This window comes from Hymenobacter sp., from assembly GCF_036388155.1.
Taxonomy (GTDB): Bacteria; Bacteroidota; Bacteroidia; order Cytophagales; family Hymenobacteraceae; genus Hymenobacter.
Genome location: NZ_DASVSI010000101.1, coordinates 1 through 26,697, shown reverse-complemented (window position 1 = coordinate 26,697; position 26,697 = coordinate 1). Strand labels below are relative to the sequence as shown.

At 61.1% G+C, this 26,697-nt stretch carries 26 protein-coding genes; 12 read left to right on the top strand and 14 right to left on the bottom strand.

The genetic code is table 11. The annotated features are described in order from the left end of the window. Nucleotides 1-118 precede the first annotated feature (118 nt). A complete protein-coding gene (locus VF629_RS14010; protein ID WP_331059115.1) occupies nucleotides 119-658 on the top strand; it encodes a hypothetical protein in 540 nt (179 codons plus the stop codon). An 8-nt stretch (nucleotides 659-666) separates the two neighbouring features. Here VF629_RS14010 and VF629_RS14005 read toward each other — a convergent pair whose 3' ends face one another. Beyond that, complete coding sequence (locus VF629_RS14005; RefSeq protein WP_331059114.1) at nucleotides 667-1,266, bottom strand: hypothetical protein; 600 nt, start codon at nucleotides 1,264-1,266, stop codon at nucleotides 667-669. Nucleotides 1,267-1,411: 145 nt separating this feature from the next. Here VF629_RS14005 and VF629_RS14000 point away from each other — a divergent pair, with 145 nt between their 5' ends. Beyond that, a complete protein-coding gene (locus VF629_RS14000) occupies nucleotides 1,412-2,887 on the top strand; it encodes an APC family permease (RefSeq protein ID WP_331059113.1) in 1,476 nt (491 codons plus the stop codon). 91 nt (nucleotides 2,888-2,978) lie between these two features. Here the strand turns inward: VF629_RS14000 and VF629_RS13995 are convergent, their stop codons facing one another. The 3 genes from VF629_RS13995 to VF629_RS13985 form a co-directional block, all read right to left on the bottom strand. After that, nucleotides 2,979-3,716, bottom strand: a complete 738-nt coding sequence (locus VF629_RS13995) for a carboxypeptidase-like regulatory domain-containing protein (RefSeq protein WP_331059112.1) — start codon at nucleotides 3,714-3,716, stop codon at nucleotides 2,979-2,981. 326 nt (nucleotides 3,717-4,042) lie between these two features. Continuing rightward, nucleotides 4,043-4,474: a hypothetical protein gene (locus VF629_RS13990; RefSeq protein WP_331059111.1), complete on the bottom strand. Its 432-nt coding sequence runs from the start codon at nucleotides 4,472-4,474 to the stop codon at nucleotides 4,043-4,045. A 124-nt stretch (nucleotides 4,475-4,598) separates the two neighbouring features. Then, nucleotides 4,599-5,393, bottom strand: coding sequence for a DUF547 domain-containing protein (locus tag VF629_RS13985; protein WP_331059110.1), 795 nt, complete (start codon nucleotides 5,391-5,393; stop codon nucleotides 4,599-4,601). A gap of 463 nt (nucleotides 5,394-5,856) precedes the next feature. Here VF629_RS13985 and VF629_RS13980 point away from each other — a divergent pair, with 463 nt between their 5' ends. Continuing rightward, on the top strand, nucleotides 5,857-6,783 hold the full coding sequence (locus tag VF629_RS13980; RefSeq protein WP_331059109.1) for a hypothetical protein: 927 nt from the start codon (nucleotides 5,857-5,859) through the stop codon (nucleotides 6,781-6,783). Nucleotides 6,784-6,971: 188 nt separating this feature from the next. Further along, on the top strand, nucleotides 6,972-7,478 hold the full coding sequence (locus VF629_RS13975; RefSeq protein ID WP_331059108.1) for a hypothetical protein: 507 nt from the start codon (nucleotides 6,972-6,974) through the stop codon (nucleotides 7,476-7,478). Nucleotides 7,479-7,547: 69 nt separating this feature from the next. Here the strand turns inward: VF629_RS13975 and VF629_RS13970 are convergent, their stop codons facing one another. Then, complete coding sequence (locus tag VF629_RS13970) at nucleotides 7,548-8,231, bottom strand: hypothetical protein (protein ID WP_331059107.1); 684 nt, start codon at nucleotides 8,229-8,231, stop codon at nucleotides 7,548-7,550. A 172-nt stretch (nucleotides 8,232-8,403) separates the two neighbouring features. On the opposite strand from VF629_RS13970, the gene VF629_RS13965 reads away from it, so the two are divergent. The 4 genes from VF629_RS13965 to VF629_RS13950 all read left to right on the top strand — a co-directional run bounded on the left by VF629_RS13965 (nucleotide 8,404) and on the right by VF629_RS13950 (nucleotide 14,369). Continuing rightward, nucleotides 8,404-9,735 carry an NAD(P)/FAD-dependent oxidoreductase gene (locus VF629_RS13965; RefSeq protein WP_331059106.1) on the top strand — a complete coding sequence of 444 codons (1,332 nt, stop codon included), beginning with the start codon at nucleotides 8,404-8,406 and terminating at the stop codon, nucleotides 9,733-9,735. A 28-nt stretch (nucleotides 9,736-9,763) separates the two neighbouring features. Next, nucleotides 9,764-9,991 carry a hypothetical protein gene (locus VF629_RS13960; protein ID WP_331059105.1) on the top strand — a complete coding sequence of 76 codons (228 nt, stop codon included), beginning with the start codon at nucleotides 9,764-9,766 and terminating at the stop codon, nucleotides 9,989-9,991. 212 nt (nucleotides 9,992-10,203) lie between these two features. Next, nucleotides 10,204-11,568: a 4Fe-4S binding protein gene (locus VF629_RS13955; RefSeq protein ID WP_331059104.1), complete on the top strand. Its 1,365-nt coding sequence runs from the start codon at nucleotides 10,204-10,206 to the stop codon at nucleotides 11,566-11,568. Between the two features lie 863 nt (nucleotides 11,569-12,431). Continuing rightward, a complete protein-coding gene (locus VF629_RS13950; RefSeq protein WP_331059103.1) occupies nucleotides 12,432-14,369 on the top strand; it encodes a cytochrome c oxidase subunit I in 1,938 nt (645 codons plus the stop codon). Between the two features lie 845 nt (nucleotides 14,370-15,214). Here the strand turns inward: VF629_RS13950 and VF629_RS13945 are convergent. Genes VF629_RS13945 through VF629_RS13935 form a run of 3 tightly spaced genes read right to left on the bottom strand, consistent with a single transcriptional unit; the run spans nucleotide 15,215 to nucleotide 16,947 of the window. After that, nucleotides 15,215-16,213 (bottom strand): alpha/beta hydrolase, encoded by a 999-nt coding sequence (locus VF629_RS13945; RefSeq protein ID WP_331059102.1) that lies wholly within the window; start codon nucleotides 16,211-16,213, stop codon nucleotides 15,215-15,217. Nucleotides 16,214-16,252: 39 nt separating this feature from the next. Continuing rightward, entirely contained in the window at nucleotides 16,253-16,489 is a 237-nt protein-coding gene (locus VF629_RS13940; protein WP_331059101.1) for a hypothetical protein, read from the bottom strand. Nucleotides 16,490-16,491: 2 nt separating this feature from the next. Next, complete coding sequence (locus tag VF629_RS13935; RefSeq protein WP_331059100.1) at nucleotides 16,492-16,947, bottom strand: peroxiredoxin; 456 nt, start codon at nucleotides 16,945-16,947, stop codon at nucleotides 16,492-16,494. Nucleotides 16,948-17,083: 136 nt separating this feature from the next. On the opposite strand from VF629_RS13935, the gene VF629_RS13930 reads away from it, so the two are divergent. From VF629_RS13930 to VF629_RS13920, 3 genes are all read left to right on the top strand, one after another. Then, nucleotides 17,084-17,782, top strand: a complete 699-nt coding sequence (locus VF629_RS13930; RefSeq protein WP_331059099.1) for a glycosyltransferase family 2 protein — start codon at nucleotides 17,084-17,086, stop codon at nucleotides 17,780-17,782. Nucleotides 17,783-17,872: 90 nt separating this feature from the next. Continuing rightward, nucleotides 17,873-19,327, top strand: a complete 1,455-nt coding sequence (locus tag VF629_RS13925; RefSeq protein ID WP_331059098.1) for a cellulose synthase family protein — start codon at nucleotides 17,873-17,875, stop codon at nucleotides 19,325-19,327. 22 nt (nucleotides 19,328-19,349) lie between these two features. Beyond that, the gene (locus tag VF629_RS13920; RefSeq protein ID WP_331059097.1) at nucleotides 19,350-20,744 is read left to right on the top strand and encodes a glycosyltransferase 87 family protein; all 1,395 of its coding nucleotides are present in this window, start codon (nucleotides 19,350-19,352) and stop codon (nucleotides 20,742-20,744) included. On the opposite strand, the gene VF629_RS13915 is transcribed toward VF629_RS13920, so the two are convergent. The 6 genes from VF629_RS13915 to VF629_RS13890 form a co-directional block, all read right to left on the bottom strand. Continuing rightward, on the bottom strand, nucleotides 20,672-21,610 hold the full coding sequence (locus VF629_RS13915) for a hypothetical protein (RefSeq protein ID WP_331059096.1): 939 nt from the start codon (nucleotides 21,608-21,610) through the stop codon (nucleotides 20,672-20,674). The genes VF629_RS13920 and VF629_RS13915 overlap by 73 nt on opposite strands. Nucleotides 21,611-21,677: 67 nt before the next feature. Then, nucleotides 21,678-22,340, bottom strand: coding sequence for a TIGR04282 family arsenosugar biosynthesis glycosyltransferase (locus tag VF629_RS13910; protein WP_331059095.1), 663 nt, complete (start codon nucleotides 22,338-22,340; stop codon nucleotides 21,678-21,680). Continuing rightward, nucleotides 22,333-22,869 (bottom strand): rhodanese-like domain-containing protein, encoded by a 537-nt coding sequence (locus tag VF629_RS13905; protein ID WP_331059094.1) that lies wholly within the window; start codon nucleotides 22,867-22,869, stop codon nucleotides 22,333-22,335. The genes VF629_RS13910 and VF629_RS13905 overlap by 8 nt, the downstream gene beginning before the upstream one ends. A gap of 93 nt (nucleotides 22,870-22,962) precedes the next feature. Next, nucleotides 22,963-23,292, bottom strand: coding sequence for an arsenosugar biosynthesis-associated peroxidase-like protein (locus VF629_RS13900; RefSeq protein WP_331059093.1), 330 nt, complete (start codon nucleotides 23,290-23,292; stop codon nucleotides 22,963-22,965). A 221-nt stretch (nucleotides 23,293-23,513) separates the two neighbouring features. Continuing rightward, nucleotides 23,514-24,434 (bottom strand): anti-sigma factor, encoded by a 921-nt coding sequence (locus VF629_RS13895; RefSeq protein WP_331059092.1) that lies wholly within the window; start codon nucleotides 24,432-24,434, stop codon nucleotides 23,514-23,516. Nucleotides 24,435-24,441: 7 nt separating this feature from the next. After that, a complete protein-coding gene (locus VF629_RS13890; RefSeq protein ID WP_331059091.1) occupies nucleotides 24,442-25,002 on the bottom strand; it encodes an RNA polymerase sigma factor in 561 nt (186 codons plus the stop codon). Between the two features lie 221 nt (nucleotides 25,003-25,223). Between VF629_RS13890 and VF629_RS13885 the strand changes: the two genes are divergently transcribed. After that, nucleotides 25,224-26,618 carry an NAD-dependent succinate-semialdehyde dehydrogenase gene (locus VF629_RS13885; RefSeq protein ID WP_331059090.1) on the top strand — a complete coding sequence of 465 codons (1,395 nt, stop codon included), beginning with the start codon at nucleotides 25,224-25,226 and terminating at the stop codon, nucleotides 26,616-26,618. Nucleotides 26,619-26,697 lie beyond the last annotated feature (79 nt).

Sequence of the window (26,697 nt, the reverse complement as noted above, 5' to 3'; positions counted from 1 at the left end):
CACGATACTGCGAAGGCCGGCCAACCAACAACCGGTCGGACGCCTAGGGCGTCGGACCGGCGCGTACGTCATCTACGAAATTCTTCGTTAAGCGCAACGCAACCCCTATATTTCCAACATGAAGCACCTGCCGCGCCCGTCGTTACCCGTTGTGCTGATGGCCGGCATTGTGCTCATGTTGACGGTGCCCGCCTGTAACCCCTTTGCGCCGGGGCTCGACGAAATGCCCACCGACCAGAATGCGCTGCTGGGCAACCCGGTCACGGTGCGCGGTTTCTTCGACCGCTTCCGGGCTTCTTACCAATTGCGGGATTCTACGCTCTACGGCCAACTGCTGGCGCCCAATTTCCGCTTCACCTACCGCGACTTTGGCGCCAACGTGGACCGCTCCTGGACGCGCGACGTGGACGCCAACACCACTTACCGCCTTTTCCGGGCCGCCCGCTCCACCAACTTGCAGTGGACGCAATACTTGCCCAATTCTGACACGCTTTCTTCGGACACACTGGCCAACGTGGAGCGCTCGTTCCTGCTTACCATCGAGCAGCGCGACAACGAGCGGTTTTCCGGCTCGGGCACGGCCCGCCTGGTGCTAGTGCGCAAAAACCGCAACGAGCCCTGGCGCATGCGCAGCTGGTACGACCGCAGCGAGTTTTAGCCGAGGGCTCAGCGCGTGATGTTCAGGTGAGCAATATTGCTGTACAGTTCTAAGGCTGGCACTTGAGCAATTAGGGTTAGCAGCTGCGCTTGGTCGATTGCCAACTCACCGGTTCCCGACCGATGCCCTTTTTTCTCATAATTAGAAACGCAAGCGTAAGTGAACGTTACGGTATAGTCACCCGGAGGCAAGTTTCCATAACCAGCCTCACTCAAAGTAATGGTAGTGCCTTTATTGAAAGGTGTGGCGAACGGATTGAATACTTGACCTGGTGCGACAACCACAAAATCCCTTACCGCCACGGGTAACACAAAGCAACTTCTGTAACGCTTCATTTTTTTGTCGCTCCCCAGGCTTCCTCGTCGTAGCACCTCAAATCTTGTCGTTGGGAAATCAAAGCCCAGGACATGTTTCAATACTACTTCAGGTTTCGTGCTCTTGTTCAGCAACTCAACCGTAAAGGCTATTTCCTCGCCTCGTTTGTAGACCATCTTCTCAGGCCGGATTCGGCAGCTGAACCGAGCTGTGTCGCCTGGCGTGGTGGTTTGCGCTGCACCTGCTTCGGCAGCAAGTATCCACAAAGAGGCGACGAATAGCTGAAATCTCATGAAGCAAGTCGAGCAAACAGGTAAGTTCTGTTGATTTTAATGAAGCAGCTTTCTGGTTTTACCCCTGACTGCTAAGGTACGTCGACGCTGTGAAAAGCTTTCCGCGTTTCTTTGAGGCAAATTCCTGTTGTGTTTTTGCTTTTCTATGACCGAACCCCAACCCGACCAGCCGCACTTCAAGCGTGCTATTAATCTTTTTGATGCCATTATGCTCGTCACGGGCAGCATGATAGGCTCAGGCATTTTCATTGTCTCGGCCGACATTTCCCGCAAAGTAGGCTCGGCGGGCTGGCTGCTGGTGGTGTGGCTGCTCACGGGCGTCATCACCATGGCGGGCGCCATCAGCTACGGCGAGTTGGCCAGTATGTTCCCCAAAGTGGGCGGGCAGTACGTGTACCTACGCGAAGCCTTTGGCCGCCTCACGGCCTTTCTCTACGGCTGGACGCTGTTTCTCGTCATTCAAACCGGCGTGATTGCGGCCGTGGCGGTGGCCTTCGCCAAATTCACCGGCGTGCTGGTGCCGTGGTTTAGCGTGCAGCACATTTTGTTTAATGTGGGCGCTTTTGAGTTTAGCACCGTGCAATTGCTGGCCATTGCCCTCATCGTGGGCATCACCGCCCTCAATGCCCAAGGCGTGAAGACGGGCAAACTCATTCAGAACGTGTTGGGCAGCACCAAGCTGGTGGCGCTGGGCTTGCTCATTGTGCTGGGCGTGGTGCTGGGCATGAACGCCGAAGCCATTGCCGCCAACTTCCAGGACTTGTGGTCGGCGAGCCGGCACGCGGCCCCGGGCGTGGTGGCGCCCACCGTGCCCATCAGCGGCACCACGCTCGTCGTGGCCATTGGCATGGCCATGACCGGCTCCCTGTTCTCGTCCGATTCCTGGAACAACATCGGCTTTGCTGGCGAGGAAATCCAAAACCCCGAGCGCACGCTGGTTCGCAGCATGGCCATCGGCACGGCCATTGTCACGGCCCTCTACATCCTCATCAACGTGGTGTATTTGCTGGTGCTGCCCCTCAACGGCTCGCCCGACGCCGCCACCATCGCGGGCCGCGGCATCATGTACGCCACCGACGACCGGGTGGCCACTGCCGTGGCCGAGTCGGTGCTGGACCGCGCCGGGGCTTACGTCATGGCCGTGCTCATCATGCTCAGCACCTTTGGCGCCAACAACGGCATCATCCTGAGCGGCGCCCGCGCCTACTTTGCCATGGCCAAAGACGGCCTGTTTTTCCCCGGCCTGGCCCGTCTCAACGGGGCCGGTGTGCCCAGCCGCGCGCTGTGGGCCCAGTGCCTGTGGGCCTGCCTGCTGTGCCTGAGCGGCAAGTACGGGCAGCTGCTCGACTACGTGATGTTCTCCGTCATTCTGTTCTACGTCGTCACCATCATTGGCATTTTCGTGCTGCGCCGCACCCGGCCCGAAGCGCCTCGCCCCTACCGCGCCTGGGGCTACCCGCTGGTGCCGGGCCTGTACGTGCTGCTGGCCTCCACGTTCTGCATCATCCTGCTTTTCGCGCCCGACACGGCCGAGTTCTCCCGCCGCGGCCTGGGCCTTATGGCGCTGGGGCTGCCGGTGTATTTCCTGTTTGGCCGAAAGTTTAGCGGCAAAGCGGCCTAGCCCGCTACGTTCAGCGAGCAAGCGACTTAACCCAAAAAAGCCCGGCTTCCATCAGGAAGCCGGGCTTTTTGCTGCGCTTACCGTGGGCGTCTTAGCGGCGCTTGCGGCTGTCTTTTGCGCGGGGCGTCAGGGTCACGTTCACGGGTTGGGTGCCGCGGGCGCGCATTACTTCATCCTCGTAGCCGCCGTAACCATACACCAGAGTATTGTCGGCGCTGCCGGGCACTTCTATCGAGTAATTGCCATTGGCATCGGTGCTGGTGCCCTTGCTGCTGCCCCGGAGCAAGACGGTGGCTCCCACCAAGGGGCGCCCGTTTTCGTCTTCAATGCGGCCCGATAGCGTCACGTTGGCGGGAGCCGCGGCCGGCTCGGGGGCCGGGGCGGGCGCCACCGGCTCGGGCTCGGGAGCCACAACCGGAGCAGCCGCCGTCACGGCCGCAGCCGGAGCGGCTACGGGCGCGGCGGTCGGCGCAGCGGCCGGCCGGGCCATGGCAGCAGGCTTGGCTGCGGCTTTAGTGCCTGCTTCGCCTTCGTTGGCCTCTTCTTCCGAAGCAGGCGCGGCTTTGAGGCCCGCGGCAATGCTGTCGGCGGCCGTTGGGGCGGTGGCCGTCACGGCCGCATCATCCAACATAAACGTGGGCGTGACGGACGAGAGGCCGTTGCCTTGGCCTTTGGGCAACACGATGTAGCCGACAAGCAGCGCCAGCAAGAGGGCCCCCAAAAAGTAGAATAATTTATTGCTCCCACCTTCGGCTAACTCATCAGCCTGCGCGTCCAGGTTGGGGTCGTATTGGTCGTTGTTTTGGTTAGGGTAATTGTCCGTACTCATCGGTATAATTGAAAAATGGGTGGGTTGATAAATTACATTCTCTGGCCCAAGTGCAATTACGTTTGGCCTAATTAGCCCTGCAAGTTAACATATTGTCGAGTTATCTACGATAATTCCCATTTTATTCTGCAACTAAATATTTGCAACACCCTCTATTGTTCAAAAAACCACTGTTTGCTAACATATTACGAAAGCAAAGCCAAACTTGCTTCTTCATCTTTACAAGCAAAACTTGCTTAAATGCAAAAACAGAGAGGGGCCCGAAGAAATTATCTTCGGGCCCCTCTCTGTTTTTGCGTTAGCGCAGCAATGCTGGCTACAAAGCGCTAGGAGTCGCTGATTGTCTCGTTTTTACCAGCTGACGTGGCGGGGCCGCTGGGAGCGTCATCGCCAAACTCTTGGTGTCGAGTGCGGATGGTGTGGTCGAGTTCGTAAGTGCCTTCGGCTTCGAAGCCGGGGCCCTGGGCTTGCTCGCCGGCGGCGTGGTGCTCGTTGCCACCTTGGGGGCTGAGTTCCGAGCCGCCGATGTGCAGGTTTTCGAGCTGGTCTTTTTGGTCGGTGCGCTGCGTGTAGCCGTTGGCACCGGTGTTGCGGTGCGCCGAGGGGTCGTCGCTGGCTTTGTTATTGCTTTGGTCCTGCCTGTATTCTTTCTGCTTCTCCAGTTCTTCGTTTTTGGGGAAGTCCTTGTTTTCGGTGATTTTGGCGTTTTCGCCTTCGTTTACGTCGGTGCCGTTGCCGGAAAAATCATCAGGAATCATAAGCCAAGTGCTGAGGGTGGAAGTCAGGTGAGTTACGTAGCTTACGCATCCTCAGGCTTTCCGTTACCAAAAACGCCGGGCCTGCAAGCAGGCCCGGCGTTTCGATGGTACCCAAGCGCCGTGCCTATTTTTCCAATGCCACGGTCACTTCCTGCTTCTGGTCGTTGAGGCTCCAGTTGTACGGGTAATAGTCGACCGAAAACCACGTGGGTACCCGGTCGTCTTTGCGGAACTGGTTCACGTAAAGCACCCCGGTTTTGCCGCTGGACGAGAAGTCCGTTTCGTACCACTTGAAGATTTCGGGCAGCTTCACGGTTTTGTCGGCTTCGTTCACCTTCACGTAAGCCGGGTCGAGCAGGGCGAATTGGGTCTGGTTGTTCAACTGCACAAACAGGTCTTTGCCCACGTAGGCGGTCCGGCTCAGGCGCGGGCAGCTGTTGGTGCCGCACACCAGGGCAAAATGCAAACGGGGGTCGTCGTAAATTTTGCGGAGCTTGTCGGTTTCAATCTGGTCGAGGGTCAGTCGCTCTCCCGCCACTCGGAGCGAGGTTTTGTTGAAGAAACCGGGCAACTCCTGCACCGACACGAGCGGGTAGTGCGCCACGATTTCGCCAATGACCAACACATTGTAAGCATTCAGGTAAAACGCGTACTGGTCGGGCATTTTGGCCTTGGCCACGTCAAAAACGGCAATATTCTCCAGCAACCGCTGCAGCATTTCGGGGTTGCGCTGGATGCCGCTGTAATCCACTTTGCCCTCTTTGTTAACAAATTTTTGGTAGAAGGCGGTGATTTGCGACGTGATGGCCGCCGGGGTTGGCGAGGCGCCGTCGATAGCGTGCGCAGCACCGCTGCTTACCAAGCTCACCAGGAGCACGCCAATCAGAAATTTGAAGAAAGCGAGTAAAGGAGATTTCATAAAATAAGAAAGTAAAAAAGTCTTAGAGGTGTGCCGAATTTACTACGGCAACAGGTCTCCTGATTTATACTTTTTACAGATTCCCATTTTGAAACAGCAAACATAAATCAGTAAATGGCCCAGGTTAATAGAATAAGAACATTGAAGAATTGTTATTCCAAAAAATAGCCTAAAAATTTTCTTTTAACCGAGTGAAGCGCAGTGTTCACCGCGCGAATTCGGGCATTCGTGCTGTACCGAATGGGGTGTGGTTAGCACTATACCCTTTTGCTCGGCAGGCATTATTTCGGGAATGTTATCTAGGTGGGTTACAAGACAACTAATGGCCAATGCCCGCTTTCAGAATTGACCGGTGCCGGGGTCTATGGGTAAGAGAATGTGAAACACGTCCTTGAAAAGAACGGAGTAGTTTAGCGCACTACCGTTTTCCCCAACGAGTAGTGGGGTTGACGTACTTTGCTGCATGAACCTTCTGCGGCTTGCGCTCTTTCTGCTGCCCCTGCTGACCGGTTTGGACGTGCGGGGCCAAGCCAGCCCTGCCCGAAGTCGGATTGCGGCCCTGACCACGGATGCGCAGGTGCTGGACTTGGTTCGCCCGCTGGGGTGGGAATACGCCGAACTCGTGCTGGGCGACTCCGTGGGCGCGGCCTACCGCCCCTACGCCGGCACGCGCCTCCGCTGGCGGGGCGAGTCGTGGCATCGAGCAGACTTCGACGGCAACGGGTGGCCGGATTTGCTGGTGGTGGGCCGCCGCCGGGACGTTCCCTTCGTGTTCTGCGTGCTCGACTCGGGCCAGAACCGATTGCGGGCGGTCCGCAATTTCTACCGGGCCGGCGAACAACGCCACCCCACGGCGCAGGTGGTGCCCCGCCGCGGGCAGGACTTGCTGCAGTTCACCACTTACGCGCGCCGGCGCAACGCGTCCGGCGGATTGACGGGGCGCCGCACGCAGCTGCTGGCTTACCGAGGCCAGGGGTTTGTGCCGTACGAACGCCGGCCCACGGCACACCGCATCCGGGCAATACAATATACTTCCCGACTCGTTTACCACGAGCGGCGGGAAACCACGGTGGAGTTGGATTCGACCGGCCTGCTCCGGCTCACGTACCGGCACGGCGCCTTGGGCGACACCGCGTCCACCGCGGTGCACGCGACGAGGAAGCTGGCGGCGGCCGAAGTGCGGGAAATACAGGACTTGTTGAATTACGTGCGGTTTGCGGCCTGCGCCCCGGCCTACACGACGGGCTACAACCACCGGCCTGTGGTCGTGTTGCGCGTGCGTTACGAGCAGGACGAGAAGGTCATCGACGACAGCAGTGGCGGCACCTTGGGTTTGGCCCAGGTCTACAGTTGGCTGGAATCCTGGGCCAAACCCCTGAAGACGCAGTAGCGACCGTGGCTGTTGCAGAACTCTCTAACGCGCTGCTACAATCGATTGAACGGGTGCTTTCGCGAACAGAAATGCCCGCTACACCACGTTTTAGGGCGTTGCCTATCGACTACATTGCGTCGGGAGCCCTTGGCGGGTACTTCTGCAACAGCCACGACCGTTTTTTGTAAACAAGAAAAAAGTTAGCCATGCTTGCCACCCGCTTCTTGCTGGCCGTGCTATCCGGGGGCATCGCCAGTAGTTGCGATGCCCCGCCCCTTCAGCAGGCGGAGCCGGTGCTGGCCAACACGGTCTGGGTGCCGCGCGTCATTGCTTGGGAGCGCCCGCACCCCCACGACGCGGAACTAAGCGGCATCCGGTACGCCTCGTTTACCCTGCTCGCCTTTCGGGCGCGGGGCCGGCGCCTGCTGGTTTCGTCGATACATTCGCGTGGCGACCAAGACACGATTCTGGCCGCCACCGAGCCCGGCGTCCAGGTCGATTCCGGGCGCTACCGCGTCGCGGCCAACCGGGTAATCATCACGTCTAAAAACCTCACGCATACCTTCACGCCGCCGCATCCGGGCACGCTGTACGACGAGCGCACGGACACGCTCTCTTTTGCCGGGGGAACTCTGCGGTACAAAGGCATCGCCTACCGTCCCTACACCAAGCTGGCGGGGCAACGCATCGCCTCGTTTTGGGCGCTCTGGTGAGCCTTGTCCACTGCCCAAACTGAAGGGCCTCGCGCACCTTCGGACTGTTTGGTGGGCTAAGCAGCGGGTTTACTGCATGATGCGGGCGCGCACGAGGGTGCGGGTGTGGTTCACGAAGTTGACGCGCACTCGCTGGCGGACGATGCCCACCCCCGGGGCCCAGTAGTAGCGCGCCGGCCAGCCCCCTTCCGAGGCGTCGGTTGGGTTGAGGACTTCCAGCACGTCGGGGTAGGCGGGCCCGCCGAAGGACAGCGGGGCGGTGTACCAATAGGGCTTGAGGCCGAGCACGTAATCGGGACGGGCGTAGTTGCGGGGCAGGGTGTAGGGCAGCACGTAGGCCCCGCCCTCGTCGGCCGTGCTGTTGGGCCGGACCTCCGCCCGCGTGACGGCCCAGCACGGGTACTGGTCGTTGCCGTCGTCGCGGCTGGGCAGCGCGCAGAGCCGGCTCACCCCGTAGACCAAGTCGGGCCCGCCCCGGCTCGAGCGCGTACGCATCCGGAAGTCCTCATACTTCAGGTCCGGGGTACTTCGGCCCCGCAAAACAGAGCGCACCTCACTCATCTCGGTGGCCACGACCCAGACGCTGTCGAGTTGCTGGGTGGCCGAGTCCTGGTACACCCAGTGGGTGCCGGGTTGGAAGAGCACGTAGGTCTTCAGTCCGGCCGGCAGGGGTACGGCGTCGGGTTCGGGCTGAGGCTTTTCACAGCCGAGGGCCAGCAGTAGAAACAGGCAAAAGGAAAGGACGCGGCGCACGGCCGGAAGATACCGCCGCGCGGCCACTCAGAGTCTAATCAACCACGCAACTCCTGGCACAAATGAACCACCGTCACCCGGATGGGTTGAGGCTGGAAGCCGCCGGATGAGGTTAATGAGGTTGCGGTTGGCTCACTTACATTTGACGAATAGCTCTACCCTGCCCCACTCTATGCATCTGGTAATTATTGGCAACGGCATTACGGGAGTGTCGTGCGCGCTGGAAGTCCGCCGGTTGCGCCCCGATGCGCAGATAACCCTGGTGTCGAACGAAAGCGCTTTTCACTATTCGCGCACGGCCCTGATGTACGTCTACATGGGCCATTTGCGCCCGCAGGACATCAAGCCGTACGAAGACTGGTTTTGGGCTGAAAACCGGCTGGCACTCGTGCACGCCACGGCCACAACCCTTGATACCGCCGAAAAACGGGTTGTTTTGGACAACGGCACCACCCTCGCCTACGACCACCTGCTGCTGGCCACTGGCTCGGAAAGCCGGCGCGCCGACTGGCCCGGCCAGCACTTGGCCGGAGTGCAAGGCCTCTACAACCTTCCCGACTTGGAAGCCATGAGCCGCGATACCCACGGCATTGCGCGCGGCGTGGTAGTAGGCGGTGGCCTCATCGGCGTCGAGCTAGCCGAAATGCTGCACAGCCGCGGCATTGCGGCGGAAGTACTGGTGCGCGACGCCCACTATTGGGGCTCGGTGCTGCCGCCCGCGGAGGCTAACCTCGTGGACCGCCAGTTTGTGGAAAACGGCGTATCGGTGCGCTACCGCACCGAGTTGGCCGAGATTTTGGGCGACGCGCAGGGCCGGGTTCGCGCCGTGCGGACCACCGCAGGGGAAGAAATTGCCTGCCAATGGGTGGGGCTGGCCACCGGCGTAACGCCCAATGTTGTCCTGGCCAAGACCTCGGGAGTGGAAACTGACCGGGGCGTGTTGGTGAACGAGTTCCTGCAAACCAGCGCGCCCCACGTATACGCGGCCGGCGACTGCGCCCAGCACCGCCAGCCCGCCGCGGGCGAAGTTGCCATCGAGCAACTCTGGTACACCGGGCGCATGCAGGGCGAAACCGTGGCGCGCAGCATCTGCGGGCAGCCCACGGCCTACCGGCGGGGCGTCTGGTTCAACTCGGCCAAGTTCTTCAACCTGGAATACCAAACCTATGGGCAGGCCCCGGCGGGGCCGGTGGCGGGCATCGATAGTTTTTATTGGGAACATCCTTCGGGGCGCGCGGCGTTGCGGGTGTACTTTCAGGCCGAGGCGCCCGCCGCCGTGCTGGGGTTCAACGCCATGGGCCTGCGCTTGCGCCAGGAAGTGTGCGAGCACTGGATTCGGCAGCGCGTGGCGGTGGCCGTGGTAATGGCCGAGCTGGGGAAGGCTAATTTTGACCCCGAGTTTTTTCCGCAGCACGAAGCGGCCATCGTGGCGGCTTTCAACCGGCAGTTTCCGGAGCAGCCCGTGGTGCTGCGGCAGCGGAAAGGCCTTTTTGCGCGGCGGTAACGTATTTCCTCATTTCAGCAGCATCTCCGTGGACTTCTCCAAACTTTACCGGCCCTCGGCCCTCAACAGCTTTCAGTTCATTGCCCTCACCGGCCTGCTCATGAGCGCTGGGGCCCACCTGATTTTGCACTTCTTTGTGCAGCAGAGCATGCCAGCCGGTTTTAATTGGCTGTACGTGTGCTGGAGTGGCCTTTACGTCATCGGCACGCTCATCAACTTCTTTGGCAAGCCCGACGAGCCTCACCACCACCACTAAGCAACGGGTAAAGCCAGCCGGAATGAGTACCCCGAAATTTCATTTTGGCCCAGCAGAATAGCTGTTAGTCAGTCGTTCCCTCCGGTCAAAAAGAAATCTTGGTGTACTTGCTCGCTCCAATTCAAACTGCTTCCGAGCCTTGACGGCTCCGCCTACGCGACCGGCTGCCCGTTACAACCCACTTTCCATTTCGACATTGCTGCTTAACGCCGATGATGCCATCTCTTTCTGCCACCTCGCCACTGCCCGCACCTGCGGCCACTGAGAAAATCACGCTCGCAGTGGTGGCGGCTGGCCTGCTCGCGCTGCTACTGGCCTTGGCCGACGGCGACCCCGCCCGCCAGAAAACCTGGTTTTATGCGGCACTGGCGCTGGTCAGCGCGGGCACGCTGGCCTGGAGCTGGCAGAAATTTGGCGCCCGCCCAGAGGGCGTCCACCACAACAACTTGTGGCGACGCTCCAGCACGAGCCGCGGGGCCATGGCCTGGATTACGGGGCTGGTGCTCACGGGCTTCTACGTGGTGTTGTACTGGTACAGCGGCGACGATGGCCAGGGCCAGTTTGGCCCGCTCAACAACCTGGTGCACGCTCTCGACGGGTTTAGCCAGTGGTTGCGTGGCCGGGCGGCCGACCAATGGTTTCTCTACGGCACATTTTACACGCTGGCGGTGCTGCTCATGGGCGGGCGGGCGCTGTGGAAATACCGCCACTCGCGCTACCAGCTCATCCGCACGGCGTCGGTGATGTTTTTTCAGTTGGGGTTCGCGTTTTTGCTGCCGGGGCTGTTGCAGTTTTTCCAGCAACCCGAATTCTATTTCACCTATTTCTGGCCGCTGAAGTACGACTACTTGTTTCCTGGCACGGTGACGGGGCTGCTCAAAAACGGGGGACTGGGCGTGTTCATGGTGTTTTGGGGCGCGGTCATGTCGCTGGTGGCCACGCCGGTGCTCACCTATTTCTACGGCAAGCGGTGGTATTGTTCGTGGGTGTGCGGCTGCGGTGGCCTGGCCGAAACGGCCGGCGACCCCTACCGCCACCTCTCCGACAAAAGCCGCGCCGCCTGGCGCTGGGAAGTGCGGCTCATTTACCCCATTCTGGTCATTATCGTGGTCATTACGGCGCTTCTGTGGGCGCATTTTGCCACGGGCAGCACCCTGCTGGGCAAGGCCGGCGATGTGGCCTCCAAGTGGTACGGGTTTGCCATTGGCTCGGTGTTTTCGGGGGTGATTGGCGTGGGCTTCTACCCGCTGTTGGGCTCGCGGGTGTGGTGCCGCTTTGGGTGCCCCATGGCGGCCTACCTGGGCTTGCTGCAGAAGCACTTTTCCCGCTTTCGCATCACCACCAACGGCGGGCAGTGCATCAGCTGCGGCAACTGCTCCAACGTGTGCGAAATGGGCATCGACGTGAAGCAGTACGCCCAGCGCGGCGAGCCCATCATCCGGGCGTCGTGCGTGGGCTGCGGCCTGTGCAGCACCGCTTGCCCCCGCGGCGTGCTCCACCTGGAAAACGGCCCCCGCGAAGGCCGCTACCAGGGCTCGCAACTGATTCATGCTGACTCGCTGCGGATACTGAGCTGATGGGGCAGACTGCTCCGACCTAATACATGCTATGTCATAGTCCAGCTCGTTGCGGAGTTTACGAAATTTATCACTGCAGCCAGTTCGGTAGACTTTGATGCGTAGACGGGTTTATTGAACTCCAAGATGGGTGGAACAGTCCCATTGCTGCTCCTTGCAAGCTTGGTAAAATTGCTTGGTTTAGCGTTTACGCTAATGAGCGTGGCTGTTGCAGAACCCTTGGGCGGACCTCATTCGCTGGGTGGTCGGATTCAACACCACTCGAAAAGAGGGCTTCACGGGCCTGGTTATCCGCTTGTCACCACCCAAGGCAGCTTTGGGGGCCGTGGCGCCGAGTGCGGCAACCGCCACGAGCGTTTTGTATACCTACGCTTGCTTGGTCCTTTACCTAACCGCCTGCTCCTACGCCCAGCCCGTTGAATCTGCAGGGCCTTTGGGCCAGCTTGCCGTAGGTGTACGGCTTGAATCATGTGCCCGACGGGCACTTCCAGGCCGAGAAAATGTACGCCTCCACGCCGACTAGCGGGGGCCAATACCTGACGTCTTAATTGCGCCGTGCCACCGAGGGACGAACCAGGTAGCCAGCAGCTGATTAACGAGTTGGTCATCACGGAAGGGCGACGCCTGTGCTTGGGCTCAACCACCACCGGGCTCGTTGCCGGCGCAGCGTTCCAACGTAGGCCACTCCGGGCGCAGGGCGGGGCAAGTACGCAGACGGAATACAGGTTAATCGCCTTCAGAATACGGGTAAGCACGCATAGGGGAGTGACGTTTGCAAGACGAATATTGTACTGTGTTGCAGCGCGATAACAAGCTGGTCGCTACCCGTGGCTCCAAGTTGTTCACCCGTTTTATTGCTGAATATGGACGCAAAATTTCCGGCTGCCGACGGTAGCACCGAGAACTCCGAAATTACCTCCACCGCGGCGCAAGGCCCCGCGCTGGGCCAGGCCCAGGCGCAGGGGGGCCGGGGCACACAGGTCCCGAACCGCCCCGCGGGCGACCACCTGGACCGCGGCCATCCCGACCTGCACGACCACGACCAGCACTGGTTGTGGCGGTACGTGTTTAGCCAGGACCACAAAGTCATTGCCAAGCAGTTCCTGATTACGGGCATTGCCTGGGCTTTCCTGGGCGGGGCGTTGTCCAGCATCATGCGCCTGCAGTTGGGGTGGCCCGAAGCGACTTTCGGGTGGCTGCAGCCTTTCCTGGGCAAATGGATTGAGGCCGGCAAGCTGAACCCGGAGTTTTACCTGGGGCTGGTGACGATGCACGGCACCATCATGGTCTTTTTCGTGCTCACGGCCGGGTTGAGCGGCACGTTTTCGAACTTTCTGATTCCGCTGCAGGTAGGTGCCCGCGACATGGCCTCGGGCTTCATGAACATGCTCTCGTTCTGGTTCTTCTTTATCTCGAGCGTGGTCATGCTTTCTTCGTTGTTCATCGAAACGGGCCCAGCGGCGGCGGGGTGGACCATTTACCCGCCGCTGAGCGCGCTGCCCCAGGCCATTCCCGGTTCCGGCGCGGGCATGACCCTCTGGCTGGCGTCGATGGCGCTGTTCATTGTGTCGCAGCTGTTGGGCGGGGTGAACTACGTGACCACGGTCATCAACCTGCGGACCCGCGGGATGAGCATGAGCAAACTGCCGCTCACCATCTGGGCCTTTTTCCTGACCGCTATTCTGGGCATTCTGGCGTTTCCGGTGCTGTTTTCGGCGGTGCTGCTGCTCATTTTCGACCGGTCGTTTGGCACGTCCTTTTACTTGTCGGACATCTACATTGCCGGGGAGGCGCTGGGCAAGGTGGGCGGCAGCCCCGTGCTGTTTCAGCACCTGTTCTGGTTTCTGGGCCACCCCGAGGTGTACATCGTGATTATGCCGGCCATGGGCCTGGTATCGGAGGTGATGGCAACCAACGCGCGCAAGCCCATTTTCGGGTACCGCGCCATGATTGGCTCGCTGGTGGGCATCACGGTGCTCTCGTTTGTGGTGTGGGGCCACCACATGTTCGTGACCGGCATGAACCCCTTCCTGGGCTCGGTGTTCATGTTTTTGACCCTCATTATTGCCGTGCCCTCGGCCGTCAAAACCTTTAACTGGCTGGCCACGCTCTGGCGCGGCAACATTCGGTTTACCTCGGGCATGCTGTTCGCCATCGGCTTCGTGTCGACGTTTGTGAGCGGCGGACTGACGGGCATCATCCTCGGCAATTCGACCCTGGACATTCAGATGCACAACACGTACTTCGTGGTCGCGCACTTTCACCTGGTGATGGCCACGTCGGCGTTCTTCGGCATGTTTGCCGGCGTGTACCATTGGTTTCCGAAGATGTTCGGCCGCATGATGGACGAGAAGCTCGGCTACCTGCACTTCTGGACCACGCTCCTGGGGGCGTACTGCGTGTTCATGCCCATGCACTACATCGGCATCGCCGGCTTTCCGCGCCGCTACTATTCCTGGACGACTTTTGATGCGTTCGCCCAGTTTGCCGACCTCAACCGCTTCATCAGCACGGCGGCCATTCTGGTGTGGCTGGGCCAGTTCGTGTTCCTCTTCAACTTCGTCTACAGCATCTACCGCGGCCGGCGCGCCACGCCAAACCCCTGGCATTCGAACACCCTGGAGTGGACCACGCCCGTCAACCCCGGCCACGGCAACTGGCCCGGCGAGATTCCGGCCGTATACCGCTGGCCCTACGACTACAGCAAGCCCGGCGCCGAGCAGGACTTCATCCCGCAGAACGTGCCGTACTCGCAAACGATGTCTTCCAACTTGCCTTACGAGCAAAACCGGCCCGAATAACCTATCGGCGCACCAGCCAGTCGCTTTCCACATTGCCGACTCCCGGCCTGACGTGCCCTTAGACCATTTGCCCAAACGCGTACGCGCTGGGCCTGATGAGGTGCGCCGGTAACGTTCAATAAAGGTGAACTGGCCCTCTGGACCAAGCCTGAGGCTGGCGCAGGGAACCACGTTTTTCCCACCAGCTTCTTTGCTGATTGAGCCACTCTCCTGCTAATAGCAGAGCCTTTGACGCGCTGAATTACCCGTAGAGCCCAAGCTCGCATCAACGGTTGGACAGCAAAACAGGGATTTAAAACAGGTCCGATTGCAGCGACGGTAAAGCAGCCGTTGGGCAAAGCGGACGAAGGCTGAGAAAAGGACGCCGCCGCCGACTAGGAGCAGCAACGACCGCGCGTAGGCGGGGACGGCGACGTAGTGTTCGAGTCCGAAGGCGACCAGCCACAGAAAACCAACCGTTTGCAGGTAGAAAATCAGGGCAAAAAGTAGAAAGGCCAGTTGGGCGGAAAAGGAACTCGGTGCCGGGGGAGAAGTCCAAGGCTATCACCCGCAGTTTTGATAGGCCGCCACGTTGCTCTCGTAGGCCGCTTGCCGCAGCTTCGGGATGTCGTCACTCACATAATTATTCATCGGCACTTCCCCGCTGCCAGAAGGGTGGCACATCGGGAGAGCCAGCAGCGCAATCGACCAAAGCCAGCGTTTGTTCATTTGATTACGGGCGTGGTGCAATGTTAGCAGACGCCGTCCATTCGTTAAGAAAAACAGTGGTTATAATAAGGCATCAGCCTTTTAAAAACCGCACACCACCGTTCTCAGCTCACAAAAACCATGAGCCGTTGCTCTTTCTAGCCCTCCTGCAAAAACCCTAACAGCGCCTTATAAAACTGCGCCGGCACTTCCAGGTGCGGAATGTGACCTACCTTCTCTAACTCCACCAGCTTCGCGCCTTTGATTTGGGCGGCGGTGCGGCGGCCTAGCGCTGGGTATTGGCCCATCTGCGCTAGCGTTTTGGGGTCTTTTACCAGCGCCTTGCCTACCACGGTGCGGTCGTCTTGGCCGATGATGAGCAGCGTGGGCACCGCAATGCGGCTGAACTCATGGCTCACCGGTTGCTGGTAAATCATGTCGAAAGTAAGGGCGTTGGCGCGGGCTACTTTGGGGAAGTCCGGGCTGCGGGTTTGGGCGGCCAGGGGCAGTAGCCATTGGTCGTGGGCAGTTGGGTAGCCGCGGGGGTAATAGGTTGCGTGGTACTTGCGGATGCTGGCCTCGGTGCTCTTCAGCTCGGTGGCTTCGGCTTGGTCTACCGTTTGGAAGGGCACACCCACGCGGTAATCCTCCAAACCGATGGGGTTTTCGAGGACCAGCTTCTCGGTGGCCTCCGGGTACATCAGCGCAAAACGCGTAGCCAGCATGCCGCCCATGCTGTGGCCGACAATGGCCGCCTTGCGCACGCCCAGCGTGTCGAGCAGGCGCTTGGTGTTGCGGGCCAGTTGGTGAAAGGAATAGTGAATAGCTGCTTTGTCGGATTTGCCGAAGCCAATCTGGTCGGGCACCACCACCCGGAAACCCGCTGCCGACAAGGTTTTGATGGTCTCGCGCCAATAGGCCCCGAAGAAGTTCTTGCCATGCAAGAGCACCACGGTGCGCCCGTTGGCGTTGGCGCTGGCCGGCACGTCCATGTAGGCCATGCGCAGGGCCTGGCCTTCCAGCCTCAGCCCCATTATCCTGACAGGGAAAGGATACTCGTACCCCTCTAAGTTGGCGTTGAGTGGGGCAGTTTGGGCACGAGCTTGGGAGAAAGCCAGCAGCGAGAAACACAGCAGAAACGAAAGGAAGCGAAACATTGGAGCAGGAGTTGTACCTGCGCTTGTACGCGCGACTCACTATTTCCGCTCAAGCACCTGCTTTAAATACGCATTGCGAGCACGCAACAACTTGGTCAGGTATCGGGTCAGGACAAACCGGTCGACCCAGCGGCCAACAATCCCTGCCGGACTGGTGAACTCGAATACATCCCGCACGCGGGTGCCCCCATCTTCAGGCTCAAAATAATGGTCGTGGCAAAGGGTTCGAAAGGCTGGCGTGGCATTGACCCACATTTCCAACTCGATGCGAGCCATGCCTACGCCGGCAGTCCTGCCAGTACTTCTTTCGTCTTGGTCACGTGGTCGGTGGCGCCGCTCAGGGAGTTGAAGATGTAGCGAATAACACCCTCCTTGTCAATTACGAACGTCACGCGGCCCGGCAGCAGGCCCAGCAGGGCGCGGGGCACTTCGTAGAGTTTGCGCACGTCCCCGCTTACGTCGGCCAGCAGTTCGAAGGGCAGCCGGTGCTTGGCGGTAAATTTTTGGTGCGACTTCTCACTGTCCGAGCTGACGCCGACTACCTCCGCGCCGAGGTCTTTGAAGTCCTCGTACTGGTCGCGAAAGCTACAGGCCTGGGCCGTGCAGCCGGGCGTGTCGTCTTTGGGGTAGAAATAAAGCACCACGTGGCGGCCACGCAGCGACGAAAGGCGAAAGGTGTCGCCGGAAGTGGTTTTGAGCGAAAAATCGGGGGCGGGTTGGCCTACTTGCAACATGAGGAAGCGAATTGAATGACTGCCGCAAAGATGCAGCACCGTGCCGCTTTACGGCGGCGGCAGCATCTTTGTGGCGCCGCGCGGCATTTGCCGTGGGGTTTACGGCTTGGCGGCTTGGCCCCGCTTCTCTTTCTACATGCACCACCCGCGCGTCAGCATCATCATTCCGGCTCACAACGAAGGCCAGGCCATTGGTTTGGTTTTGGCCGAAATCCCGGCCGGCTACGTCCAGGAAGTGGTGGTGGTGGACAACAATTCTTCGGACAACACCAGCGAGGCCGCGGCGGCCGGCGGCGCTACGGTCTTGCACGAGCCCCGGCCGGGCTACGGCCATGCCTGCCTGGCGGGCATGGCGTACGTGTTTGGCAAGCCACAATCCGACTGGCCCGACATCGTCGTATTTCTCGACGGTGACCATTCCGACTACCCCGAGCAACTGCCCGAGCTGCTGGCCCCGCTGCTCCGCGGCGAAGCCGACATGGTCATTGGCTCGCGGGCCCTGGGCGAGCGCGAGCGGGGCTCCCTGCTTCCGCAGCAACGCTTTGGCAACTGGCTGGCCGCCCGCTTGCTGCGCATTCGGTACGGGGGCCACGTTACCGACTTAGGCCCGTTTCGGGCCATTCTCGCGCCGGCCCTGCTGGCCTTGCACATGGAAGACAAAACCTACGGCTGGACGGTAGAAATGCAGGTAAAAGCCTACCGCGAAGGCCTGCGCACCGTGGAAGTACCCGTGCGCTACCGGCGCCGCATTGGCACCAGCAAGGTGTCGGGCACGGTGCGGGGCACGGTGGGGGCCGGCTACAAAATCCTTTGGACCATCTTTCGCTATTGGTAATCGAGTAGTTTTATCCGTTGGCTATTGGGCAGTTTGTTAGCTGCCCTTTTTCTGAATTATTGTGCGCATTTCTATTAGTTGCTATTCCTGATGCCTCTGCTACCCATTTTCCTGGTGGTGGTGTACGGCCTGTGCTTGCTGTTCATTGTGTGCTTCAGCGCAGGGCAATGGCAGCTCACGCGGCTGGCGCTGCAGGCTTACCGGCAGCCGCCGGTGCCCCCACCCACGGCCCCGGCCGTCTGGCCCCACGTCACGGTTCAACTGCCGCTCTACAACGAGCAGAACGTGGTGGAACGCGTGATTGACGCCGCCGCCGCGCTCGACTACCCGCCCGAACTGCTCCACATTCAGGTCCTCGACGACTCGACCGATGCCACCGTGGCCCTCGCCGCCGAGCGCGTGGCCCACCACACGGCCCGCGGCCTGCGCCTGAGCCACGTGCGCCGCCCCACCCGTGAAGGCTACAAGGCCGGCGCCCTGCGCCACGGCCTCGATGAAACCGACAGCGAGTTCATTGCCATTTTCGACGCCGATTTTATGCCCAGCCCCGATTTTCTGCGGCGCACCCTCCCCTACTTGGTTGAAGACGAACGCGTGGGCGTGGTCCAAACCCGCTGGGGCCACCTCAATCAGGAAGAGTCGCTGCTGACGCGCTTGCAGGCGTTTGGGCTCGATGCTCATTTTCTCATCGAGCAGGTGGGCCGCACCCACGCCGGCTTTTTCATCAATTTCAACGGCACGGGCGGCGTGTGGCGCCGCACCTGCATCGCTGACGCCGGCGGTTGGCACACCGACACCCTCACCGAAGACCTGGACCTGAGCTACCGCGCCCAGCTGCGCGGCTGGCGCTTCGTGTACCGCCCCGGCATTGTGGCCCCGGCCGAGCTGCCCGCCGTGATGGACGCCCTGAAGTCGCAGCAGTTCCGCTGGACCAAGGGCGCCGCCGAAACCGCCCGCAAGCACCTGGGCACCGTCTGGCGCTCGGCCCAGCCGCTGGCCACCAAACTGCAGGCCTCGTTCCATTTGCTAAACAGCAGCGTCTACATCGTCATTCTGCTGATGGCCTTGCTGAGCGTGCCGCTGGTGTTTGTGCGGCAGGAGTACCGCCAGTACAAGATTGTGTTTCAGCTGGCTTCGGTGTTCCTGGTAGGCTTCACGCCGCTTATCTATTACTACTACACAGCGTGGCGACTGGCCCAGCCCGACCGGCCGCTCTGGCGCTATCCGGGCTTCTTCCTGTTGTTTTTGTCGGTTTCGATGGGCCTGGCCCTGCACAACGCCCGCGCCGTCACTCTGGGGTGGTTGGGCCAGCGCACGCCCTTTGTGCGCACCCCCAAAGCCGGGGCGGGCGCGGCGGCCAAGCGCCGGTATCGCACGGGCGGCGTGGGGCCGCTGGTGCTGCTGGAAGGGTTGTTGGCCGCGTATTTTGCTTTTGGGCTGGCGGCTGGAATCTACTTTGGCGATGTTGGCCTGCTGCCTTTTCACTCCCTGCTCACCATTGGCTTCGCGGCGGTGTGTTATTATTCGGTGCGCCACGCCCGCTAGGGTGGCTGCTCATCCTGTTGCCGTGCCCGACCCGCGCCCTTCTCTTCCTCAAATTGCCGCGCTGCTGGTGTCTGCCGCGGCCTACGCGGGCTTGGCGTATGCGACGCCTCGGGCGCATTTTGCCCAGCTGCTGGGCCTGTTTGGGGTGGCGTTGCTGGGCTATGGCTGGTTGTTGCGCAGCAAGCTGCCCTGGCGGTGGGGACTGGCAGCAGCGCTGGCGTTTCGGCTGCTGTGGCTGCCCGCCGTGCCCGCCCTCTCCGACGACCTGTACCGCTTCCGGTGGGACGGCATCCTGGTGGCCAACGGGGCCAACCCCTTTCAGTACCGGCCCGTGGAGCTAATTGCCGACGGCGCCCGCGCCGCCCTGCCCGATGAGGCCCGCCGCGCCCAGGCGCTACCGCAGCTCCAGGAGCTGTTTCGCGCCATCAATTCCCCCAACTATTATTCGGTCTACCCACCCGTTTGCCAGTTCATATTCGGGGCGGCCGCAACGCTGTTTCCCACTTCGGAGGCGAGTTTTGCAGCGTGCCTGCGCGTCATTATTCTGGCGGCAGAAGCCGGCACCGCTTGGCTGCTGCTGGCGCTGTTGGCGGCGCTGGGCTGGCCGCCCGAACGCGCCCTGCGCTACTTGCTGCACCCGTTGGTCATCGTGGAGCTGACGGGAAACCTGCATTTTGAAGGCCTGCTGCTATTCTTTTTTCTGCTAGCGCTGTGGCTGCTGGGCCGGCAACGGTGGGCGGCCTCGGCAGTGGCTCTGGCGCTGGGGGTGGCCACCAAGCTACTGCCGCTGGTGGCCCTGCCGCTGTTGCTCCGCCGGTTGGGGTGGCGGCGTTTTGCGGCGTATGCCGGGCTGACCATTGGGGCGGTGCTGTTGCTGTTCGGGCCTTTTCTTTCGGAGGCCCTCTTTATCAATATTAGCCGGAGCCTCAGGTTGTATTTCCGCAGCTTCGAGTTCAATGCTAGCTTTTACTATGTGCTGCGCACCATCGGGTATTGGCTCACCACTTACAACGAAATCGCCATCATCGGGCCTTCTTTGGCCTTAACAAGTGCCTTGGTGGGCCTGTGGCTGGTGTGGCGTGAGCGCCGGCCCGAGCTAGTCACCTTGCCGCAAACCATGCTCCTGATGCTCACGGCGTATTACCTGTTGGCCACTACCGTGCATCCCTGGTACCTTACGCTGCTCATCGGGCTTAGCGCGTTGGCCAACTTCCGGTTTCCGCTGGTGTGGGGCGGGGCGGCCATCCTGTCCTACGCCGCTTACCGCACCAGCGCCTACACCGAAAACCTGTGGCTGGTGGGCCTGGAATATGCCGTAACGCTGGCCTACCTGGGCTGGGAAAGCTACCGCTTGGCCACGACGCCGCCCGCTGCCGCCACCTTGGCCGACCCTTTGGCACCCGGCCAATACGCGTAGCGGCGCACCGCTTTCAGGCGCAGGGAACGGCCGTCCCAGGTGGTTTGCCGGAGCAGCACGTTTGGGTATTGCTGCGCAAACCAGTACACGTTTTGCCGGTCTTTGCCCAGGGCCACGGTCACGCGCCAGGCCGGCTGCCCGACTTCATTGGCCGCAGCGGCGGCGGCCGTCAGGTGCCCACGGTAATACTCCGGCGGGCTGGCCTTATTGGTTTGCTGCAAGCCCAGCACCGTCAGGTCGAACGAGGGCAAAGTATCAAACCGAAGGCTGCGCAAGGAGTACGGCAGCGCGTCTTCCAGGAACACGTCGCGGCGCAGGTCCCGGCTGCCCACCCCCTGCTTGTCCCAATACGAATTGTAGGTTTCCTCAAAATTGACGCCGTCGTCCACAATCGATTTGAAGGTATTGCCGCACCACTCCTGCGACGACATCGTCATCTTGTAGAGTGCCACCGGCTGTTCGCGCCGAAAGAACAGCGAGGTCAGGTAATGGTACGGGTACTCGTCGGCCGTAATCTGACAAAACTGATTGATTTTCATCACCGGAAACAAGTCGTCCCGCTGGTAGTCGTCGGTTTTAACGTTGTACTCCTGGTTAAAATCTTCTTTTACCGTGATTTGGGTGAGCTCAAACGTGCGTTTTTTATTGTACACGGTTCGCTCGGCCTCGTAGGTGGCCACCTCGGCCAAGCCGTCCTCCCAATGCTTATTCATGGCCCATGCCGAGTCGAAATACGGCATCACGGCCTCTAAGGCATGCGCCGATGCCGGCACCCGACCAGCCACCGTCTGATTTCCGGGCTCGGCGCACCCACACACGGCGGCGCCCAGCACCAGCACTTTGCACCGAACAGCTAAACCAGGCATAAAAGAGGGGTAATTGGGGAAGAAATAAGCAAGAGATACTTGATTTAGGGCACGGTTGGCGCGGCGTCTATTGCGCCGGCGCGGCGTGGGTCTGTGCCCGCCATTCGGCCAAATCGGTGGCGTCGTCTACGTCGCGCAGCTCTGGCAGCAGTGCCACCCGCAGCCCCAACCGGCGCGCTTCGGCCACTGTTTCGGCCAGGACCGTGGCCGTGCTCCAGGGCTTGTCTTGAAACAGCGTGGGGCGAGGGGCTTGCAAGCCCAGCAGGTAATACCCGCCGTCGGTAGCCGGGCCCAGCACGAGGTCATTTTCAGCTAAAGAAGCGAAGGCCTGCGCGAGATGCGCAGCCCGCAGCCCCGGGCAGTCCGTCCCGATGATGACCACCCGGCCGGCGCCTTCGGCAAAGGCGTGGGCAAAAGCCGCCGTCATGCGCTCGCCCAAGTCGCCGGCGGGCTGGCACCGCACCGCCAGCCCGGGCCACTCCCCCGCCTCAGCAGCGGTTGGGGCGGCGCCGGCAGTGTCGGCCAGCCAAACGGTGGCCGGCACGCCGCTGGCAACCACCGCCTCACGCGTAATGGCCAGCAGTTCGCGGTAGGTTGCCAGCGCCGCTTCGTTGCCGATGGTGGCCGCGAGCCGGCTTTTGACGCGGCCCAACAACGGCACTCGGGCAAACACCAGCAAGCGGCTTTGCTCGGGGCCAGGCTGGTTTTCAGCGTGTTGAATTTCAATCATAAACTTTTCTGCCCCGTTCGAGCCAGGGGCTCCACAAAGCAGAATACGGGTGAATGTTTTGCGTTACGCCCCGGGCGTCGTGCACGGGGTGCCCTGCGTTGACCCACTCAAACAGGCCACCATACAAGTTGCGTACCTGCCCAAAGCCCAGGTCCTTAAGGCGCTCGCCGAGGCGCTCGCTGCGGTAGCCCACCGTGCAATACACCACCACGGGCCGGCTGCGGTCGATGCCTGCCAGCAACTTGGCGGCCTGCGCCTCGTCGGGCACCAGCCGGGCGCCTTCGATGTGGCTCACCTTGTACTCGGCCGGCGTGCGCACGTCGAGCAGCAGCGGAGCCGCGGGTTGCGCCAACTCCTTCGCCAACGCCGCCGCCGAAACCGTTGGCACGGTGTTGCGATACAAGGTCCCGAGCAGGCGCTCATAGGCCACGCTGGGCCCGGTTCGCTTGGCGGGGGCTGCGCTGTCGCAGGCGCTCAGCGCCATGAACGGGCTCAACAGCCAGGCAACAACGGCACGGGATACTCTCATGGATAGAATTGCGGGGCCTTGTTGCTCCTCGGCCGCGGTGGCGCCGGCTGCCGGCCCTCTTTCTGGAGCGGCTGGGCCGGGCGCCACCGGGGTTTACATGGTGAGTTCCTTGGCTTTGTTCATCATCATGGTGGCGTGCACCAGGGCCGCACCGCCTTTAATGGCCGCCGCCACGTGCACGGCTTCCATCATCTGGGCTTCGTCGGCCCCTTTCTGCAGCGAGTCCGAGGTGTAGGCATCGATGCAGTACGGGCACTGCACGGCATGCGCTACGGCCAAGGCAATCAGCGCTTTTTCGCGCTCGCTCAGGGCGCCTTCTTTGAAAACTTCGCCGTAGTAATCAAAAAATTTGCGGCCCATTTCGGGCTGCCATTCGCTGATGTTGCCAAATTTGGCGAGGTCGGCGGGGTTGTAATACGACATAAGTTGAGGCAGATTGGTAAATGGTGAAACGGAAAACTTGTTAAGGAAACAGCCGGATTACTGGCACGTCTGGCAAAGAAAACCAACGACAGCACAAAACTTCATTTAAAACAACCCAATCTTCCCGTGGGGTCTACGGCGAAGCGCTAACAGAAAAAAGCCCCCGCCCTCCGCGGCGCGGAATGGCAAGGGACTTCTTTCAATTGTCGCAGTTGCGAAGCTTAAATCGAGACCGCGCCCATGGCCTGAATCGGCATGGTGGGGCTGGCGCTGCCGCCGGCCGGTTCCACGGTCATGGCGAAAGCCTGGGCATTGGTGATGTCATTCATCTGCTGCATGTCGCTTCCGGCGGCGGTGTTGGCGGCCAGCATGCCGGCGTCCACGGGCTTGCCCTTGTCGAGGGCCCAGAGCTGGTATTGCTTGCCCTCGGGCAAGGGCGGCAGGCTTTTCACGTCGACGTACACCTTGTGCGTGGCAGGGTTGTACATCACCTTGGCGCGGGCCGTGGGGGCGTCTTTGGTGCCGGCTAACGTAATGGCGCGAAACTCTTCGCTGCGCAGAATCTGGTTTTCCTCGCGCAAGTCACCGAGTTGCTTTTCTACCACTTGCGTAGTGGTCGCAAACCGGGCTTGGTCGTTCTGCAAAGCCACCAGCTCGGAGCTGGCGCTTTTCCAGTTGGAGTACAGCAGCGCGTTGGCGCCCAGGCTCAGGATGAGGGCCACCGAGGCGGCCATGGCCCAAGTGGAGCGGCTCTGCGCTGCTTCGGGGGCCGAAGACAGGGGGCGCACCACGGCGGTGTCGGCAGCTGCGGGCGTTGTAAACGCAGGTGCAGAGGTTCCTTTGGCTTGCGCTACGGCGTCGACGTCGGCGCGGAGGGCGCTGTTGGGAGTAGCAGCCGCGGCAGCGCCGCCAATTTGGGCCAGCACGTTGCCCAACACCCGCTCACGCATGCCGGTGGGTGGCGTAATGGCGTGGGCTTCGGCGTAGACACCCAGGGCGGCTTGCACCGATTGCAGTTCTTCCCCGATGGCCGGGTGACGGGCGGCCAGGGCTTCCACTTCTGCTTGCTCAGCAGGCGAAAGCTCCCCCAGAGCATATTGCTCCAGGATGCCCGATTCTATATATTGTTGGACGTTTTCCACGGTTAATTCAACGAATAAGTTTGCTGAGGACTTTGATGGCGGTGCGGGCCCGGGTTTTGACCGTGCCCAGAGGAATATTGAGCTCTTCCGCCACCTCACTTTGGGTGAAGCCCTCGAAATAGAGCAAGTCGATAATCTGGCGCTGCTCGGGAATTAGTTTTTGGGTAATTTCCTGCAAGCCAATGTGCTCAGGACGGAACGAGGTGGGCGCCGCTTGGCGCTGCGCCGTTAGACTATCGTCCAGTCCCTGAGTGCGGCTACCTACGCGGTGCTGCCGTGAGCGGATTTTATCGATGCTCAGATTGCGACAAATATTCAGTACCCAGGTGAAGAGCCTGCCCTTGCCGGGGTCGTAGCTTCCGAAGGCGTGCCAGATTTTGACCAGCGCCTCCTGCAGCACGTCTTCGGCCTCGTCTTCGGCTTTCACAATGCGGAAAATGACGCCGTAGAGCGCCGCCGAATACCGGTCGTAAAACAGCGTCATGGCCGATTCGTCGCGGGCTTGCAAGCGCCGGACTAAGTCAGCCTCAGCGGCCGGTGGTAGGGAAATAAGGGAATTATCGGACACGGGAGTGACTGAAGGTGAATGATGAGGCCGAAATAGGCACCATGCTAAGCGCACGAAAATACAGTGTGCGGGGCAATTGGCCGTGAACCAGCCCAGCTAGCGCGCAACCGAATGCGGCGCGCACAAGTTGAAGCCGTAGATGCCGGTGTTGCAATACGCAGCTCAGCTTTCCCCGGCCGGTTTTCTCCGGCCACTCCCCTCCCACCTTCCCTTCTTTCGCCATGCCCATCGAGTCTTTTAACCCGCACACCGGGCGCGTTTTGCGCCGTTTCCCGGCCTTTAATTGGTCCAAAACCGAGCGCATCCTGGGCCAGGCGCACCGAGCGGCGGCGCAGTGGCGGGCCACCCCGTTTGCCCACCGGGCCGGGGTGCTGCGCCAGGCGGCCGCCCTGCTGCGGGAGCGGCAGGATGAGCTGGCCCGCCTCATGGCCCTGGAAATGGGCAAACCCATCACCGACGGGCGCGCCGAGGTGCTGAAATGCGCCACCTGCTGCGAGTACTACGCCGAGCACGCCGAAGGCTTCTTGGCCGATGAGGTAATCAAAACCGATGCCCAACGCAGCTTCATCAGCCACCAGCCGTTGGGCGTGGTGCTGGCCGTGATGCCCTGGAACTTCCCGCTGTGGCAAGTGGTGCGCTTCGCCGCGCCGGCCTTGATGGCCGGCAACGTGGGCCTGCTAAAACATGCTTCGAACGTGCCACAGTGCGCCCTGGCGCTGGAGCAGGTTTTCCACGACGCGGGCCTGCCGCCGGCCTGCTTTCGCACGCTGCTCATCAACACCGACCAGGTAGAAAAGCTGCTGGCCGACGACCGCGTGCGCGCCGTGACGCTCACGGGCAGCGAAGGCGCCGGCGCCTCGGTGGCCGCACTGGCCGGGGCTCACATCAAGAAAACGGTGCTCGAACTCGGCGGCTCCGACCCCTTCATTGTGCTGGCCGACGCCGACGTGGCCCTGGCCGCCAAAACGGCCGCGCAGTCGCGCATGATAAACAGCGGCCAGAGCTGCATCGCCGCCAAGCGCTTCATCGTGGAAAAGCCGGTACTGAAGGAATTTATCGGGCACCTCAAGACGCACTTGCTCGCATTCCGGCCCGGCGACCCGCTGGATGAGGCCACGCAATACGGCCCCCTGGCTCGGCCTGACCTGGCCGATGAGTTGACCCAGCAAGTGGAAGACTCGGTGGCGCAAGGGGCCAAAGTGGAGCTGTTTGGCGGCCAGGCCAAGCCGGGCACGGCCCTGTTCCGGCCCATGATTTTGTCGAACATCAAACCTGGCCAGCGGGCTTATGCCGAGGAGCTATTCGGCCCGGTGGCCCTGGTGCTGGAAGCCAAAAACGCCGCCGACGCCGTGCGCCTGGCCAACGACTCCCGGTTTGGCCTAGGCGCCGCCGTGTGGACGCAGGACGTGGAGAAAGGCGAGGCCATGGCCCGCGCGCTGGAAAACGGCGCCGTTTTCATCAACGGCCTCACGAAATCGATGCCCGAACTGCCCTTTGGCGGGGTGAAAAAGTCTGGCTATGGCCGCGAGCTTTCCTACCTGGGCATCCGCGAATTCGTCAATCAAAAGTCCATTTGGATTGGCAAGGATGCCGCCCAGGGAGCCAAAACGGAATAGCCTTTCCTGGGAGGGCTTCCCCTGCAAGAGTTATGTAGCGCGGTAGTAGCGCGGACTTTGTAGTCCGCGTCCCCGGCGG